We start from the raw sequence: 16,085 nt of genomic DNA, 5'->3' as shown, positions 1-16,085 counted from the left end.
GCGCTGAACGCCTTCGATATCACCTTCGACGGCCGGCTCTCAGCGGCCCGCCAATAACCCAACCACCCTGGTTACACCGTTCGTTTGACAGACCCACCTGGCCGAGCCGAGGACTCCGCACCATCGCGCCTGTCGGTCAGGTACGGATTTCCGAGGGCGGCGGTGGGTCAGCGTTTGACGCGGTTACGGATGGCGAGGACGGCGAGGCCCAGAAGGACAGGTTCGGTCAGGCGTGAGGTCATCTCGATGTAGGTGCCGGCGGTGGTCAGGTCCTGGCCGGAGGAGCGGAACACCACCGAGTTGAGTGTGATGTTCAGGGCCTTCTCGAACCGCTCGCCGGTGAACCGGTCGTCGGCGGGGTTGCGGACGGCACGGGGCTGGGCTGAGGCATACCCGAAAGACGATCGAGCGCCGCCAAGCGGTTGCCGCCTCACCGGGCGGGGGGCGGCGGGCGGTGGGGCAGGTTCGGGCGGGACCTGAACCCCGGCGGACCCGGCAGGGGGTCAGCCGGCCGGACTGCGCCGCTTCGGCGGCGGGCGCGGGCGCCCCGGTCGCGTCGGCGGCGTCGCCGGCTTCTCCCGGGGGCGGCGGAGGTCCGCGGCCGGGCGAGGCGGAGCGGAGGTGTGACGCCTCGACGAACGCACTCGGTGACGAGCTGTCCGAGCTCAGAGGCCGGGGGCCCAGCTCACCATCCCGGCCGCGCCCGCCTGCCGAACAGCAGCCCCCGTGGCTCCGGTGGCGGTGGGGTGCCGGGCCGCAGGGGCCAGGCCAGGAGCATGCCCGCGACGAAGCCGACGACGTGCGCCATGTAGGCCACGGTGCCGGCGTTCGAGACGCCCTCGCCCGACGAGTACACCGCCTGCAGCCCGAACCAGAACCCGAGCACGATCCACGCCGGCAACCGCAACGGCAGGAAGATCAGGAACGGGACCAGGACCCACACACGCGCCCTCGGGTACAGCACCAGATAGGCGCCCAGCACCCCGGCGATCGCCCCGGACGCGCCGATCAGCGGGGCGGTCGAGTCGGCGTTCGCGAGCGCGTAGCCGTACGCGGCCGCGTACCCGCACGCCACGTAGAACAGCGCGAAGCGGATGTGCCCCAGCCGGTCCTCGATGTTGTTGCCGAAGATCAGCAGGAAGAGCATGTTGCCCAGCAGGTGCGGCCAGCCGCCGTGCAGGAACATCGCGGTGAGCACCGACAGAGCGGGTGACTTGTCGTAGGCGGGCGGGCCCACCAGGCATCCGGGTCCCTGCCGGGGGTCGACGCCGACCTCACCAGTCGGCACCAGCCGCGGCATCCGGTGGTGGATAAGCTCCTGCGGGACCGCCGCGTAGTGGTCCAGGAAGGCCTGGAGGTGGCACAGCTGCGCCAGGCTGCTGTCACCCGCCACCGAACCGGCGAGGCCCGGCATGAAGAGGAAGACGAGGACGTTGGCAGCGAGCAGCGTGTACGTCACATACGGCGTGCGGCGTACCGGGTTCACGTCATGGACGGGGATGACCACAAGGGACTAGTGCCCCCTGAACGGCCCCGGAACCGCTTGTCCTCGGTAGGTGAACGCGCCCGTCGTCGCGTGCGTATCTCTCCTCGACGCCCGCGATGCGATGACCTACGTGAGGATCAGGCGATGAACGACCGAGTTACTCCTCCGATGCACGCCACGCCCGACGGTGAGGCCGAGATCGCCCTGGTGGTGCGCCTTCCGTGGGAGGACGTGGCACGGCTGGGCCAGGAGGCCGGCCGGCTCGCCGCGCAGATGCAGAGGCCAGTGACGCTCGACGAGGCCGTCAGCCACCGGTTGCGCTCCGCGCGGGCCACCGCCGCCCACGCGAAGCCGGCGGGTGAGCAGCCGCCCGCGATGTCCGCGAGCGCCTCCGTGTCGTCGTTGCCGTCGCGGCCGCCGACGGAGCAGGCTCGGCAGGCGATCGAGAGGATCAACGGAACGGCTTAGCTCCGCTGGTTGGGCGGTGGGCGCCGTTGGGGTTGCCGTCTGGTCTCGGTGCGGGTGCGTTGTGGCTGGCCGCGCCCACGCGGCGGAAGCCGCACATCGAAACAGCCCCGCGCCCCTGTCGGGGCGCTGCCCGTACCCGCGTCTACCAGCCGCTCTGGCGTACTGCTGCCGTCGCCTTGCGTGCCGCCACCAGTACCGGGTCCCACACCGGGGAGAACGGGGGCGCGTAGCCCAGGTCCAGGGCTGTCATCTGGTCCACCGTCATGCCCGCCGTCAGCGCCACCGCGGCGATGTCCACGCGTTTGCCGGCGCCCTCGCGGCCGACGATCTGGGTGCCGAGGAGGCGGCCGGTGCGGCGTTCGGCGAGCATCTTGACGGTCATGGGGGCGGCGTTCGGGTAGTAGCCGGCGCGGCTCGTGGACTCGATGGTGGCCGTCACGTACTGCAGGCCCGCCCGGCGTGCGTCCTTCTCCCGCAGGCCGGTGCGGGCGATCTCCAGGTCGCAGACCTTGCTCACGGCCGTGCCGACGACGCCGGGGAAGGTGGCGTAGCCGCCGCCGGCGTTCGTGCCGATGACCTGTCCGTGCTTGTTGGCGTGCGTACCCAGCGCGATGTGCCGCTCACGGCCGGAGACCAGGTCGAGGACCTCCACGCAGTCGCCCCCGGCCCAGATGTTCTCGTGGCCGCGCACGCGCATGGCCAGGTCGGTGAGCAGGCCGCCGTGGTCGCCGAGCGGGAGACCCGCCGCTTTCGCGAGCTCCGTTTCGGGACGTACGCCGATGCCGAGGATCACGACGTCCGCCGGGTACTCGGCATCCTCCGTGGCGACCGCGCGCACGCGTCCGTCGTCGCCGGTCAGCAGCTTGGTGACCTCGGCGTCGTTGACCATGGTGATGCCCATGCCCTCCATGGCCCGGTGCACCAGGCGCCCCATGTCGGCATCGAGCGTGGACATGGGTTCCTCGCCGCGGTTGACGACGGTCACCTCGTAGCCGCGGTTGATGAGCGCCTCGGCCATCTCCACGCCGATGTACCCGGCCCCGACGACGACCGCGCGGCGGCCCTTCGTGGCGGCCAGAGTGTCGATGAGGGCCTGGCCGTCGTCCAGGGTCTGCACGCCGTGGACTCCGGGGGCGTCGACACCGGGCAGGGGCGGGCGGACCGGGCGGGCGCCGGTCGCGATCACGAGCTTGTCGTACGGCGTCCACGACTCGGCGCCGGAATCCACGTCACGCGCGCGGACACGTGAGCGGGCGACGTCGATCTCCGTGACCTCCGTGCGCAGCCGCAGGTCGATACCGCGCTCGCGGTGCTCCCCGGGCGTGCGCGCGATCAGCTGGTCCCGGTCGGTGACGTCGCCGCCCACCCAGTACGGGATGCCGCACGCCGAGAAGGACGTGAAGTTCCCCCGCTCGAAGGCCACGATCTCCAGCTCGTCGGGTCCCCGCAGCCGGCGTGCCTGCGACGCGGCGGACATGCCCGCCGCGTCGCCGCCGATCACGACCAGCCGCTCCCGCGTACCCCTCGCACCGCTCATGCTCATGGACAACACGCTACGCGGGCGCGGCATTTCGGTCTCGCCGGATCCGTCAGTCCCGCTCGCCGCCCTCCTGCGGTCGCGCGGTCTCGGGTGCCGGACGGGCCTGCGGCAGCGGGCCCAGCGCCGACATCGCGGTCGCCTCGGCCGGCTGCCTCGGCAGCCTGGGCCGTACGACCCGCACCCACAGGAGCACCAGTACGGCGGCGCCCGCGAGGAACGGGAGCAGCGCGCCGAGCGCCATCGCGATCCAGCGGAACATGGTGACGAATGCGTTCCAGCCGCCCGCGAGCGCGTCCAGGAAGCCGGGGTCCTCGTCCTCGGCCTTCTGCACCGGCGTCTCGGTCAGCGAGAGCCTGATCGTGGCGAGGCTGGTGCGGTCCTTCAGGGAGGCCTGCTGGGCGAGCAGGGACTCCAGGTCGGCCTGACGGCTGCTCAGTTCTCCCTCCAGCGTGACCACGTCGCTGAGCTTGGTCGCCTGGTCCATCAGCTCGCGGATACGGGCCACGCTGGCCTGCTGCGACTTGATGCGGCTCTCGACGTCGACGACCTGGTCGGTGACGTCCTGGGCCTTGGCCTCGCGCTCGATCAGTTTGCCCGTGCCCTCGAGGTCGCTGAGGACCTCCTCGTACTTGTCGGTGGGCACGCGCAGCGTGACACGGGTGCGTTCGCGGCCCTTGCCGTCGCGGGTGGTGGTCTCGTTGCCGATGAAGCCCCCCGCGTTCTCGGTGGTGGTGCGGGCCGCGGCCAGGGCCTTGGGCACGTCCTTGACCTGCACGGTCAGCGAGGCGGTGCGGATGATGTGGCTCGCGGACACGTCGGGCGCCCGGGTGGCCTTGCCGTCGGCGCCGCCCTTGCTGTCGGTCATGCTGTTGGCGGCGCCCGCACCGCTCCGGTGCTCCGCGGCCACGTCGGCCTTGCTCTGGGCGGCGCTGTCGGAACCGCCGTCGCCGCCGGCGCTGCATCCCGTGACCGCCAGGGCGGCGGCGAGGAACAAGGCGGCAAGGAGCCGCACCCGTGGCCCGGAACGTCGTACGCGTGAATCGGCCATGTCGGCTTACCCCCGAGGGTCGTCGTGACTGACGTACCTTCGACGCCGCAGTGGCCCCGGACGTTGGGCACTTCCGGTTCCGAAGAGGTCACGGTCGGGACTCGCGCAGGACACCGGCTCCCGTTCCGGCGTGGCCCGCACCGGTTGTCCACCGGGCGCTCGTCCCGTTGTCGGCGGGGTCTGAGAGGGTGGACGCATGCGTGGATCAAGTGCGGGCGCGGGGCATGTCGTCGTCATCGGGGGCGGCATCGCCGGACTGGCCGCCGCGCACCGGTCGCTGGACCGGGGCGCGCGGGTGACCGTCCTGGAGGCGTCGGACCGGGTCGGCGGCAAGCTGCTGCCCGGCGAGATCGCGGGCGTGCGGGTGGACCTGGGCGCCGAGTCGATGCTGGCGCGCCGCCCCGAGGCGGTCGGCCTGGCCCGCGAGGTGGGCCTCACGGACCGCCTGCAGCCGCCCGCCACGGCCACCGCCTCGATCTGGACCCGCGGCGCCCTGCGCCCCATGCCCAAGGGCCACGTCATGGGCGTGCCCGGCACGGCCTCCGCCCTGGCCGGAGTGCTCTCCGAGGAGGGCCTGAAGCGCATCGAGCGCGACGCCGACCTGCCCCGCACGGAGATCGGCGACGACGTGGCCGTGGGGGAGTACGTGGCGGCCCGCCTCGGCCGGGAGGTCGTCGACCGCCTGGTGGAGCCCCTCCTGGGCGGGGTGTACGCGGGCGACGCCTACCGCATCTCGATGCGTTCGGCCGTGCCCCAGCTCTTCGGTCCGGCCCGCGCCCACGCGTCCCTGACGGAGGCCGTCCGCGAGATCCAGGCCAAGGCCGCCGCGGCTCAGCAGACCGGGCCGGTGTTCATGGGCGTCGAGGGAGGCGTGGGCCGCTTGCCGCTGGCCGTCGCGGAGTCGGTGCGCGCGCGGGGCGGCGAGATCCTCACCGGGGCGCCCGTGACCGGGCTGCGCAGGACCGGGGCGGCGTGGCGCGTCGTCGCGGGTGACCGGGTGCTGCACGCCGACGCCGTCGTCGTGGCCGTGCCCGCCCCGGCCGCCGCCGAGCTGCTGCGTGCCGAGGCGCCCGCCGCGGCGGCCGAGCTGGCCGCCGTCGAGTACGCCTCCATGGCCCTGGTCACCCTCGCCTACCGCCGCGCCGACGCGGCCCTCCCCGAGGGCAGCGGCTTCCTCGTGCCGCCGGTCGACGGGCGGACCATCAAGGCGTCCACCTTCGCCTCCCAGAAATGGGGCTGGATCGCGGACGAGGACCCCGAAGTCCTCGTCCTGCGGACCTCCGTCGGGCGGTACGGCGAGACGGAGATCCTCACCCACGACGACGAGCACCTCGTGGCCGTCTCCCGCCACGACCTGCGCGAGGCCACCGGACTGACCGCCGAGCCCGTCGAGACCCGCGTGACCCGCTGGGACGACGGCCTGCCCCAGTACCCCGTCGGCCACCACGCGCGCGTGGCCCGCGTCCGCGAGCACGTCGCCAAGCTTCCCGGGCTGGCCGTGTGCGGCGCGGCGTACGACGGCGTCGGCATCCCGGCCTGCGTCGCGAGCGCGTACGCGGCGGTGGACCAGCTCGGCGGTGACCTGGGCGGTGTGGAGGAGCTCACCGCCAACCCGGTGCAGAGCCTGCACGGCGGAGCGGGAGAATAGCCGCATGAGTGACGACGCCCCCACCACCGAGGCCGCCCGGATCCCGAACAAGGGCAAGCTGGCCAAGGACCTGAACGAGGTCATCCGCTACACCCTGTGGTCGGTCTTCAGGCTGAAGGACGCGCTGCCCGAGGACCGCGCGGGTTACGCCGACGAGGTCCAGGAGCTGTTCGACCAGCTCGCCGCCAAGGACGTGACGGTCCGCGGCACGTACGACGTGTCGGGTCTGCGCGCCGACGCCGACGTCATGATCTGGTGGCACGCCGAGACGAGCGACCAGCTCCAGGAGGCGTACAACCTCTTCCGCCGCACGAAGCTGGGCCGGTCCCTGGAACCGGTCTGGTCGAACATGGCGCTGCACCGCCCCGCCGAGTTCAACCGCTCGCACATCCCGGCGTTCCTCGCCGACGAGACACCCCGCGACTACGTCAGCGTGTACCCCTTCGTGCGCTCCTACGACTGGTACCTGCTGCCCGACGAGGACCGCCGCCGCATGCTCGCCGACCACGGCAAGATGGCCCGCGGTTTCCCGGACGTGCGGGCCAACACGGTCGCCTCGTTCTCCCTCGGTGACTACGAGTGGATCCTGGCCTTCGAGGCCGACGAGCTGTACCGCATCGTCGACCTCATGCGCCACCTGCGCGGCTCCGAGGCCCGCATGCACGTCCGCGAAGAGGTCCCGTTCTACACGGGGCGGCGCAAGTCGGTGGCGGAGCTGGTGGCGGGGCTCGCCTGATGAGGAGGGCGGCCCCGCTGTCTCGGCCGGGGGTCCGGGGGGTGGCCCCCGGGTGATGCTGCACGGGGCGGCGCAAGTCGGTGGTGGAGCTGGTGGCGGGGCTCGCCTGATGAGAGGGGCGGCCCCGCTGTCTCGGCCGGGGGTCCGGGGGGTGGCCCCCGGGTGATGCTGCACGGGGCGGCGCAAGTCGGTGGCGGAGCTGGTGGCGGGGCTCGCCTGATGAGGAGGGCGGCCCCGCTGTCTCGGCCGGAGGTCCGGGGGGTGGCCCCCGGGTGATGCTGCACGGGGCGGCGCAAGTCGGTGGTGGAGCTGGTGGCGGGGCTCGCCTGATCAGTGCGGGAAGCGGGCGGCCTGTGCCTCCTTCGGGGTGCGGTCGTCCGGTTCCGCAGGCCTGGGCTCCGGGCGCGCGGAGCACGCCGCGCGCCGTGCCGGGAGGGTGCCCTCCAGGAGGTAGGTCTCGAGGTAGCTGTTGACGCAACGGTTGGGGCCGCCCGCGAGGCCGTGGGTGCCCGCGTCCCGCTCGGTCACCAGCACCGAGCCCGACAGCCTCCGGTGCAGTTCGAGCGCCCCGTCGTACGGTGTCGCCGCGTCCCGCTCGGCGGCCAGGATCAGGGTCGGCGCCAGCTCACCGGGGCCCGTGCGCACGTCCAGCGGCTTCTGCCGGGGCGCCGGCCAGAACGCGCACGGCAGGTTCATCCACACGTTGTCCCAGGTCTCGAACGGCGCCGTGCGCGCCAGACGGGTGTTGTCGCGGTCCCAGACGCTGAAGTCCGTGGGCCAGGGCGCGTCGTTGCACTCGACGGCCGTGTACACCGCCCCGGTGTTCTCCTGGCCGGCGGCCGCCTCCGGGTGCGGGCCTGCCAGCCGGACCAGCGGCTTCGGGTCGCCCTTCAGATACGCGGCCAGCGCCCGCGCCCGCGAGGGCCAGTAGTCGTCGTAGTACGTGGCCTGCAGGAAGGTGCTCTTCAGCTGGGCGGGCCCCACCTTCCCGCCCGCCGGCGCGGCGGCCAGCCGGGCCCGCGCTCTGTCGTAGCTCTTGCGCACCTTCTCCGCGCTGTCCCCGAGCCCGTACGTCTCGTGGTGCCGGGCCATCCACGCGCGGAAGTCCGCCCAGCGGCCCTCGAAGGCGGCCGACTGGTCGAGGTTGTTGCGGTACCAGATCTGCTCCGGAGCGGGGTTCACCGCCGAGTCGAAGACCATGCGGCGCACGTGTGAGGGGAACATCGTCGCGTACAGCGCCCCGAAGTACGTGCCGTACGAGGCACCCAGGAACGTCAGCCGCCGCTCGCCGAGCGCCGCCCGCAGCACGTCCAGGTCACGGGCGTTGTTCAGCGAGTGGTAGTGCCGCAGCCGGTCGCCGGCACGCTTCGCACAGCCACGCGCGTACGCCTTCGCCTGTGCGACGCGCTCCTTCTTGTACCGCTCCGAGGGGTGCTCCGGCGACGCCGAGGGGCCCTGCGGGAAGCGCCGGGGGTCCTGGCACGACAGCGGCGCCGAGCGTTCCACGCCACGCGGCGCGTACCCGACCAGGTCGTACGCGGCGGCGATGCGCTTCCACCCGGGGGCGTGGCCGACCAGTGGGAACGCCATGCCGGAGGCGCCGGGTCCGCCCGGGTTGTAGACGAGCGCCCCCTGCCGCGCGACCTTCCCCTTCGCCGGGCCCTTGCCCGTGGCCTTGATCCGGCTCACGGTCAGTTCGATCTTCTGGCCGCCGGGGCGGGCGTAGTCCAGGGGCACCGTGACGGTCCCGCACCGGAGGGCGGCGGGCAGGCCCTCCTCCTTGGGACAGTCACCGAACCGGATGCCCTGCCTCCGGGCGCGTTCGGCCGCGATGGCGACGCCGCGGGTCTCCGCGGCGGTGGCCCTGCCTCCGGGCCGCTGGGAGTCACCGCCGGCCGGCGCGGCCACGAGCGCGGTCAGGACCAAGGACCCGGCGGTTCCGTACAGCACGGCAGCTCTCATCGCGTATCCCTTTCGGCGCATGTCGGCGACAAAGGGGATGTTTCGGCCGGGGAAGGGGGAAGTAAAGCAACCGGGCCGCTACGGAGGCGGCTTTGCCTCCGATAGCGCCCGGTCGCGTCTGCCGGGTTCTGCTGCCGGGCGGCTGCGGGTTCGTCGTGGCTTCTCGCGCAGCCCCCCGCGCCCCTAGTCCTCCTTGGGGCCGGTGGCCGCCGGAGGCAGGCTGTAGCTCGGGGACGGAGTCACCGGGACCGGGGTGCCGGGGTCGTCGGCGGGGCCGGGCGGGGCCGGGGAACTGGTGAGGGGCGGCGGGCTCGCGGAGGCGGCCTCGTGGGCCAGGGCGTCGAAGTCGACGAACCCGGTGGCCTCCAGGACCTTGATGTGGTCGAGTACGGTCGTGTTCGCGTCGTCGGCGAGGTCGCGGACCAGGGAGTTACGGGTGGTGGCGCGGACCTGCGCGACCACGGAGAAGACCTTGCCGTGTGCCCTGCGCAGGAGGTTGGCGAACTCCCGGTCGTACTCCTCGCCCTGGGCCGTGTTCAGGGCGGCCAGCCAGGAACGCTGCTCCTCGGTGGGCTGGTTGGGCAACCGCAGACCGAGGCGCGCGGCGACGTCGCGGACGCGGGCGTCGAGGAACGTGTGGCCCTCGACGAGGTGCTCGCCCGCCGTGTGCACGGCCTCGGTGGTGCCCTTCTGCTGGGCCTGCTGCCCCGCCGGCAGCTCCCACAGTCCGGCCAGCCGGACCTTCGTGATGAACTCCCGGTCGAGACCGGACAGCGGACCGTACCGCGTGGACACGGTGGACGCGTTGAGCGTCTGGACACCGGTGCCGGAGCGGTCCGCGTACGACCAGATCGGAAAGATCAACGCGATGAGGGTCGCCGCCAGTCCGGCGACGATCAGCCCTGTCCCGCTGATCAGTCCGCTGCGGTGGGTGGATCGCATGGTGCCTCCTGCTGCGGCACCGCACGCTAGTGCGCTTCGGGTGCTGATTGACTGCAGATTGGCATGTTACTGCCCGGTCTACGCCAACCGCCGTATGAGGAGGCGAGGTTGATGTGTGTGGAAATGGGTGCTGATGGTGTACGAGAACAGGGGGGCGAGACGGGGCAAAGCAGGCGAAAGGGGAAGGGAGATCTGTGTGGGGGACACGTGTTTGTTATTCGCGGCACATCTGCCGGGAACTGTCGCCCGCCCGCACCTAGGAGAGGCCGGTGCCCGTCTACGCTCAGCGGCGGAGCAGGACCCGGCGGGTGGCGCGGGCCAGGCGGGCCGTCGGGCGCTCGGCGCGCGGAGCGGGGCCCGAGCGGTCCAGCCACCACTCGCGCAGCCGGCGCCGCACCTCGGCGTCCTCGGGGCGCCCGCCGAGCAGCAGGTGCTCGGCGAAGTCCAGCGCGTCACGGCGGTAGCCGCCGCCCATCGGGTGTCCGTGGGCGTACGCCAGGAAGGCCGGCCGGTACGACTCCCCGAGGATCTCCGGCAGTTCCGGCGCCACCTTGGCCACCACGTCCGCCCGCTTGGCCCCGAGTGCCCGCGCCTGCACCCCCAGCCGCACCCGGTCGAACCCCTCGGGCACCGGCGTCCCCGCCACCAGCGCCGAGAGCAACGAGGCCTGCGCGAGCCCGAGCCGCTGACGGGCGGGGTCCGTGGAGGGCGCCGTGTCGCCGTGACCGGCTTCCAAGGTCTCCGAAGGTTCCGGAGTCACCGGAGTCCCCAGGGTCGCCGAAGTCTCGGGGGTCTCCGAGGCCCTTTCGGTCTCCGATCCGGTCCTGGCCGCGGAGGCCCGCCGTACCGTGTCCCGGATCTCGGCCAGCTCCCGCTCCAGTTCGGCCGGCTCGGGGAAGTTCTCGTCCCGCTCCAGCAGGACGCCCGGCGGGGTGACCCGCGAGGCGAGGTCGGCGAGGACGTCGAGGACCGGCCGGGGGACGGGGTGGGCGTGGCTGTCGTGCCAGACACCGTCACGTTCGAAGCCGCCCGCGACGTGGACGTACGCGATGGCCTCGACCGGGAGTTCGTCGAGGGCCTTGGACGGGTCCTCGCCCCGGTTGACGTGGTTGGTGTGGAGGTTCGCCACGTCGATGAGGAGCCGGACGCCGGTGCGGTCGGCCAGCTCGTACAGGAACTGGCCCTCCGTCATCTCCTCGCCCGGCCAGGCGATGAGGGCCGCTATGTTCTCCAGGGCCAGCGGCACCGGCAGGGCGGCCTGCGCGACGCGTACGTTCTCGCACAGGACGTCGAGCGCGTCCCGCGTGCGCGGGACCGGGAGAAGGTGTCCGGCCTCCAGCGGGTCGGACGCCGTCAGGGAGCCGCCAGCCCGTACGAAGGCGATGTGCTCCGTGACGAGCGGTGACCCGAGCGCCTCCGCACGCTCCGCGAGCGCCCGCAGCCGGTCCTCGGCGGGACGGTCCGCACCGCCGAGGCCGAGCGAGACGCCGTGCGGGACGACCGTGACGCCGCGCTCGCGCAGCCGCGTGAGCGACTCGGGGAGATGACCCGGACAGACGTTCTCGGCCACGACCTCGACCCAGTCGATCCCCGCGCCCGTCCGGTCCCCGCTCCCGGCCATGCGCTCCACGGCGTCGGCGATCTCCGGCCGCCACCCGATCCCCGTCCCCAGCTGGTTCATCCTCGTCCCCTCCTCGGTCACGTCGGTCACGGCCTCACCAGGACCCTGTGGGTCGTCTCCCCGTGGCGGACCTGTGTCCCGGCCGTTCCGGCGTGCCTTCAGTCATGACCCTGGCACCCCGGGCCGAACCCCTCGGAGGGGACCTTCAGAGCAACATTTGAGCTTGCGGCGCTTTTCTGTTCTTCCGGCCGGCTGCCGGCTCACGGCCGGTTCGGGCTACTGGACCGCCGGTTCGCCCTGGTCGTCGTTGAGTTCCTCCGGATCCGGGCGGCTGGTGTTGACCACGCCGGGCTCTCCCGGTGAGGGCGACGAACTCACGTCGGGGTCGGTGCTCGGCTCCGCCGCGGGCGCCGAGGCCGGCGAGCGTCCGGGGACCGGCGGCGGCGGGCCGGTCGGGCTGGCGGTCCCGGTGACCGAATTCATGGCGATCTCCTCGAAGTCGACCGCTCCGGTCTTCTCCAGGACCGTGATGTGGTCGAGCACGGTCTGGTTGGCGTCCGAGGCCAGCTGGCGGACCAGCGTGTTGCGGGTGGAGTTCCGTACCGCCGCGATGGCCGGGAAGATCTTGCCGTGCGCGGCCCGCAGGCGCATCGCCCACACCTTGTTGTAGTCCGCGTCGCTGGCGTTGGTCATCTCGTCCAGCCAGCCCTGCTGGTCGGCGTTCGGCTGGTTCGGCAGTTCGACGCCCAGCTTCGCCGCGATGATGCGCACCCGCTTGTCGAGGTCGGTGTGACCGACGATCAGGTGGTTCGCCGCCTCCTTCATGACCGCGTCGGAGGAACGCTCCAGCGCCTGCTGGCCGGCCGGCAGCTCCCACAGACCCGCCAGGCGCACCTTGACGATCAGGTCGCGGTCGGCCGGAGTCAGCGGCCCCCACTGCGTGGTCACCGTGTCTCCGGTGGGTATGGCCGCCTGCGCGGCGGCATTGCGCTGTGGGTACGAGTACACCACTGGATAGGCGAGTGCGCCGATCGTGCCGGCGATCGCCAGGGCGACGAGGACAGAGCCCTTGGAGCGTCGCAAATGAGCCTCCCGGAGGAAACCAACTGGTCGTTGGGGAACTGTTGCTTGGCCAGTGCCAAGAGGTACGTACGAGCCGGTCGGCATGTTCAACCGGCCGTGATCGGCCGTGTGGCCGGTGACACGTGAGAGCGGTGGCGAACCCCCGTCCGTGGCGAGCCCGGTCGGGGACCGGCCGGTTCCGTGGCCGACGGGCCTCGCGCGCACAGCCGCCACCGGCCGGAACACGGGGAACACGGGGAACGCGGGGAACACCCACCGGCCCTGCCGTCCGCCGGACGCCGTCGGCCCGGGCCGCGGGGCCGGGCCGACGCGGACGCGTCAGATCGTGCCGTTCGCGATGGCGTCGAAGTCGACCTCTCCGGTCTTCTCCAGCATCGTGATGTGGTCCAGCACGGTCTGGTTCGTGTCCGAGGCCAGCTGGCGCACCATCATGTTCTGGGTGTTGTTCCGCACCGTCCCGATGGCCGGGAAGATCTTGCCGTGCGCCGAGCGCAGGAGGTTCGCCCAGGTGCGGTCGAACTCCTCGCCCTGGGCCTGTTCCATCTGCTGCAGCCAGCCCTTCTGCTGCGCGTTCGGCTCGTCCGGGAGCTCGACGCCCAGCTTGGTGGCCACGGTGCGCACCCGCTGGTCGAGGTCCTTGTGACCCACGATCAGGTGGTCCGCGGCCTCCTTGACGGACTTGCTGTCGGACTTCTGCATCGCCATCTCGGCAGCGGGCAGCTCCCAGAGCCCCGCCAGCCGCACGCGGACGATCAGATCCCGGTCGGAGGCGGTCAGCGGACCCCACTGTGTGTTCACCATGCCGGCCGCCATGTTCGCCTGTGCGGTGCCGGACCGGTCGTCGTAGGACCACACCGGGAACGACAGCGCCCCGACGGTGACGACGAGGGCCGCGCCGGCGATGATCGAGGCTTTGACGCGCTCCAAATGAGCCTCCCCTGAGGAACCAACTGGTCGTTGGAAACTGTTGCTTGGCCAGTGCAGGGAGATACGTAAGGAACGGCTGTGTTGTTCAGCCGTGTCAGTCGGCCTGTTTCCGCCTCAGCGCCGGGTGGTCCGCCACCACCGTGCACGAACCCGGGGCGATCTCCGTGAAGCCGGCGTCCCGGACGACCGGGAGGCCGGAGGCGGTCAGCCGGCGCCAGTGGCCGGGGGCGGGGACGCGGACGGAGAGGGGGAAGCCGGCGTCGCGCCAGGCCGCGCGGTCCGCGCCGGACAGTTCCCACCAGGCCAGTTGGGCACCGTGGCCGGCCTGAGCCATGGCCTTGCCCGCCGACATGCCGGTCTCCGGGCTCATCCACAGGACCGGGGCGGCCGGGTCCGCGTCCGCCGGGGGTTCCGGGTCGTCGAGGTCCGTGCCGGAGACCTGCAGGCGGGCCAGGTCCTTGGGCCAGCCGTCCAGGGGGACCGGCGGGAAGACCCGTACCTCCGCGGACTTGCCCGTCACCGTGATCCCGGGCAGCGCCTCGGCCCGGCGCCACTCCGCGCCACGCGCACGGCGGACCACCTTGCGGATCCGCGCGTCCTGCCAGTCCCGCATCGCCCGCGCCCACTCGCCGTCCCCCAGGGACCGCTCGTCGCTCAGGATGACCAGCACCGCGCGGGCCGCCGTCTCCAGCGCGTCCGTACGGGCCGGGGGAGCGGACCGCTCGATCCGCACCACCAGCGGCAGCACGAACTGCGGCGCCTCGTCACGCGACGCGGACTCGACGCGCAACGGGCTGTCCTGCGAGGGACCGTCCTGCGACGGGCTGTCCTCAGGAGAACGGCCGTTCACCGATCCGTCCGCCCCTGTGCCGTCCGTCACTGCGCCGCCGTTCACCGAGGTCTCTGCACGCGGGTCACTGGTCACGCACCCCAGTCTGCCAGGCGGAAGATCCGTTCCCCTGCGCGCGCCCGCACATCCGTACGAGGATGGGACGCATGGCACGTGAGGCACCGGAAAGCGAACGGCAACGGCTGCGGCTGGAGGGCGTCGGCCGCCGCTACGGGCGACGCGGCCCCTGGGTCCTGTCCGGCGTCGACCTGGAGGTGGCCCCCGGCACGCTGATCCGCGTCGAGGGCGCCAACGGCACAGGGAAGTCCACGCTGCTCCGCCTCCTCGCGGGCCTCGACGCGCCCACCGCGGGCCGGGTCGTCGGCCGCCCGCGCACGGCGTACGTACCCGAACGCTTCCCGTCCGCGCTGCCGTTCACCGCGGCCGACTACCTCGTCCACCTCGGCGCCGTCCACGGCCTGTCCCGCGCGGAAGCAGCCGACGCCGCCGACGAGTGGCTGGAGCGATTCGGCGCCGCCGAACACGCCCGGACACCGATGTCGGAACTGTCCAAGGGCAGCAGCCAGAAGGTCGCCGTGGCCCAGGCCCTGCTCGCCGAACCGGAGTTGCTGGTCCTGGACGAGGCCTGGACCGGCCTGGACGAGCCGGCCCGCGGCGAACTGGAGCGCGCGGTGATCGAGCGCACGGCCGCGGGGAGCGCGGTGGTGTTCGTCGACCACGACCCGCGCCGGCTGGCGGGGCGGCCGGACGCGGTCTACGCCGTGGTGGGCGGCGCCCTGGAGCCCCGTACGGGGAAAGCGGACGCGCATGCGGACGGTCCCCACGTGGTCGTCCGGGCGCGGGGCTCGCAGGACGCCGCCGTACCGGCCGAGGTCACGGAGCTCGCCACGGCCGTCGAGGAGCAGGCGGGCGGCACCCACCGGATCACTGTCCCGGAGTCCCGCTCGGACGCCCTGCTCAGGGCGCTGCTCGGGGCCCGGCCGCCGTGGCACGTGGTGAGCGTCGAGCCCGAGCCCGAGCCGGTGCGGGGCGTCGTGCCCCGGCCGCGCACACCCGAATCCGTCGAGACCGAGAGCTCCTGATGACCGCGCTCCTCCGTTACCAGGCCGCCCTGCTCCTGCGCTCCCAGCGGGCGCTGCCGCCCGTGATCCTCTACACGGCGGTCCTCGCGATCGGTGTGCAGAACGGGCAGCCCGTTCTGGACTCGCTCGGCTGGACCGCAGCCATGGTGCTGCCCGTGGCCGCCTGGCTGGTCCGCATCTGCGCCACCAACGAGCCCGCGGCGGCGCGGAGCTGTGTCGGCGCGGCGGCGGGCCCCGAGCGGGCGCACCTGGCGTGTGTGACCGTCGCGCTGGTGGCGGCCGTGGCACTCGGGGCCGTCGCCACGGTCTTCGTCACGTTCATCAGCGACGCGACGAGCGCCGACCACCGGATACGGGTGCCGGCGCTGCAGGCCGGTGCCGCGGGAATGCTCGCCACGCTCGCGTGCGCGCTCCTCGGCACGGCCGTCGGCGCGCTCACCACCCGTCCGCTGCTGCGCTCGCCGGGGCGGGCCGTTCCCGCACTGCTGCTGGGCGCGCTCCTGGCGCTCGTCGTCACGGGTTCTCCGGCGCGGGCGGCGGTCAGCGCGCTGGTCAGCGGCTCGCGGGAGGGAACGGTCCCGGTGCCCGTGCTGCCCCTGGCGGGCGCCGCGATCCTCGCGGCGGCGGCGATCGCGGTGGCGTGCGCGCTCACCACCCGGCGCTCTTCCTGAGGGCCGGCGCGTCGCGGAGAG

At 72.9% G+C, this 16,085-nt stretch carries 14 protein-coding genes and 1 pseudogene; 5 read left to right on the top strand and 10 right to left on the bottom strand.

Translation table 11 applies throughout. The features are described from left to right. Nucleotides 1-167: 167 nt before the first annotated feature. Both ACZ49J_RS38380 and ACZ49J_RS38375 read right to left on the bottom strand, forming a co-directional pair. Nucleotides 168-362: pseudogene (locus tag ACZ49J_RS38380) on the bottom strand (pentapeptide repeat-containing protein); the annotation flags it as partial. A gap of 323 nt (nt 363-685) precedes the next feature. Then, a complete protein-coding gene (locus tag ACZ49J_RS38375; protein WP_467455269.1) occupies nt 686-1,507 on the bottom strand; it encodes a rhomboid family intramembrane serine protease in 822 nt (273 codons plus the stop codon). A 123-nt stretch (nt 1,508-1,630) separates the two neighbouring features. Here ACZ49J_RS38375 and ACZ49J_RS38370 point away from each other — a divergent pair, with 123 nt between their 5' ends. After that, nucleotides 1,631-1,954: a hypothetical protein gene (locus tag ACZ49J_RS38370; RefSeq protein WP_467455270.1), complete on the top strand. Its 324-nt coding sequence runs from the start codon at nt 1,631-1,633 to the stop codon at nt 1,952-1,954. Between the two features lie 142 nt (nt 1,955-2,096). Here the strand turns inward: ACZ49J_RS38370 and ACZ49J_RS38365 are convergent, their stop codons facing one another. Together ACZ49J_RS38365 and ACZ49J_RS38360 are read right to left on the bottom strand one after the other, a co-directional pair. Continuing rightward, complete coding sequence (locus ACZ49J_RS38365) at nt 2,097-3,497, bottom strand: FAD-dependent oxidoreductase (protein ID WP_467455271.1); 1,401 nt, start codon at nt 3,495-3,497, stop codon at nt 2,097-2,099. 46 nt (nt 3,498-3,543) lie between these two features. Continuing rightward, nucleotides 3,544-4,542, bottom strand: a complete 999-nt coding sequence (locus tag ACZ49J_RS38360) for a DUF4349 domain-containing protein (protein ID WP_467455273.1) — start codon at nt 4,540-4,542, stop codon at nt 3,544-3,546. Between the two features lie 196 nt (nt 4,543-4,738). Between ACZ49J_RS38360 and hemG the strand changes: the two genes are divergently transcribed. Beyond that, a complete protein-coding gene (gene hemG, locus ACZ49J_RS38355; protein WP_467455275.1) occupies nt 4,739-6,190 on the top strand; it encodes a protoporphyrinogen oxidase in 1,452 nt (483 codons plus the stop codon). 4 nt (nt 6,191-6,194) lie between these two features. Further along, nucleotides 6,195-6,926 (top strand): hydrogen peroxide-dependent heme synthase, encoded by a 732-nt coding sequence (gene hemQ / locus ACZ49J_RS38350; protein WP_467455276.1) that lies wholly within the window; start codon nt 6,195-6,197, stop codon nt 6,924-6,926. A 330-nt stretch (nt 6,927-7,256) separates the two neighbouring features. On the opposite strand, the gene ACZ49J_RS38345 is transcribed toward hemQ, so the two are convergent. The 6 genes from ACZ49J_RS38345 to ACZ49J_RS38320 form a co-directional block, all read right to left on the bottom strand. Continuing rightward, the gene (locus tag ACZ49J_RS38345; RefSeq protein ID WP_467455278.1) at nt 7,257-8,888 is read right to left on the bottom strand and encodes an alpha/beta hydrolase; all 1,632 of its coding nucleotides are present in this window, start codon (nt 8,886-8,888) and stop codon (nt 7,257-7,259) included. A 183-nt stretch (nt 8,889-9,071) separates the two neighbouring features. Beyond that, entirely contained in the window at nt 9,072-9,830 is a 759-nt protein-coding gene (locus ACZ49J_RS38340) for a DUF4142 domain-containing protein (RefSeq protein ID WP_467455279.1), read from the bottom strand. Between the two features lie 283 nt (nt 9,831-10,113). Beyond that, nucleotides 10,114-11,511 carry an MbnB/TglH/ChrH family RiPP precursor modification enzyme gene (locus ACZ49J_RS38335; protein ID WP_467455430.1) on the bottom strand — a complete coding sequence of 466 codons (1,398 nt, stop codon included), beginning with the start codon at nt 11,509-11,511 and terminating at the stop codon, nt 10,114-10,116. Nucleotides 11,512-11,727: 216 nt separating this feature from the next. Continuing rightward, nucleotides 11,728-12,534 (bottom strand): DUF4142 domain-containing protein, encoded by an 807-nt coding sequence (locus tag ACZ49J_RS38330; RefSeq protein WP_467455280.1) that lies wholly within the window; start codon nt 12,532-12,534, stop codon nt 11,728-11,730. A gap of 318 nt (nt 12,535-12,852) precedes the next feature. Continuing rightward, nucleotides 12,853-13,461 (bottom strand): DUF4142 domain-containing protein, encoded by a 609-nt coding sequence (locus tag ACZ49J_RS38325; RefSeq protein ID WP_467455281.1) that lies wholly within the window; start codon nt 13,459-13,461, stop codon nt 12,853-12,855. 94 nt (nt 13,462-13,555) lie between these two features. Further along, nucleotides 13,556-14,311, bottom strand: coding sequence for an aminoacyl-tRNA hydrolase (locus tag ACZ49J_RS38320; RefSeq protein ID WP_467455431.1), 756 nt, complete (start codon nt 14,309-14,311; stop codon nt 13,556-13,558). A gap of 146 nt (nt 14,312-14,457) precedes the next feature. Between ACZ49J_RS38320 and ACZ49J_RS38315 the strand changes: the two genes are divergently transcribed. Together ACZ49J_RS38315 and ACZ49J_RS38310 are read left to right on the top strand one after the other, a co-directional pair. Further along, complete coding sequence (locus tag ACZ49J_RS38315; RefSeq protein WP_467455283.1) at nt 14,458-15,393, top strand: ABC transporter ATP-binding protein; 936 nt, start codon at nt 14,458-14,460, stop codon at nt 15,391-15,393. Beyond that, complete coding sequence (locus ACZ49J_RS38310) at nt 15,393-16,064, top strand: ABC transporter (RefSeq protein WP_467455284.1); 672 nt, start codon at nt 15,393-15,395, stop codon at nt 16,062-16,064. The genes ACZ49J_RS38315 and ACZ49J_RS38310 overlap by 1 nt, the downstream gene beginning before the upstream one ends. Nucleotides 16,065-16,085 lie beyond the last annotated feature (21 nt).

Source organism: Streptomyces sp. NPDC030840 (assembly GCF_055572015.1).
This window is presented reverse-complemented; position numbering and strand designations above follow the sequence as displayed.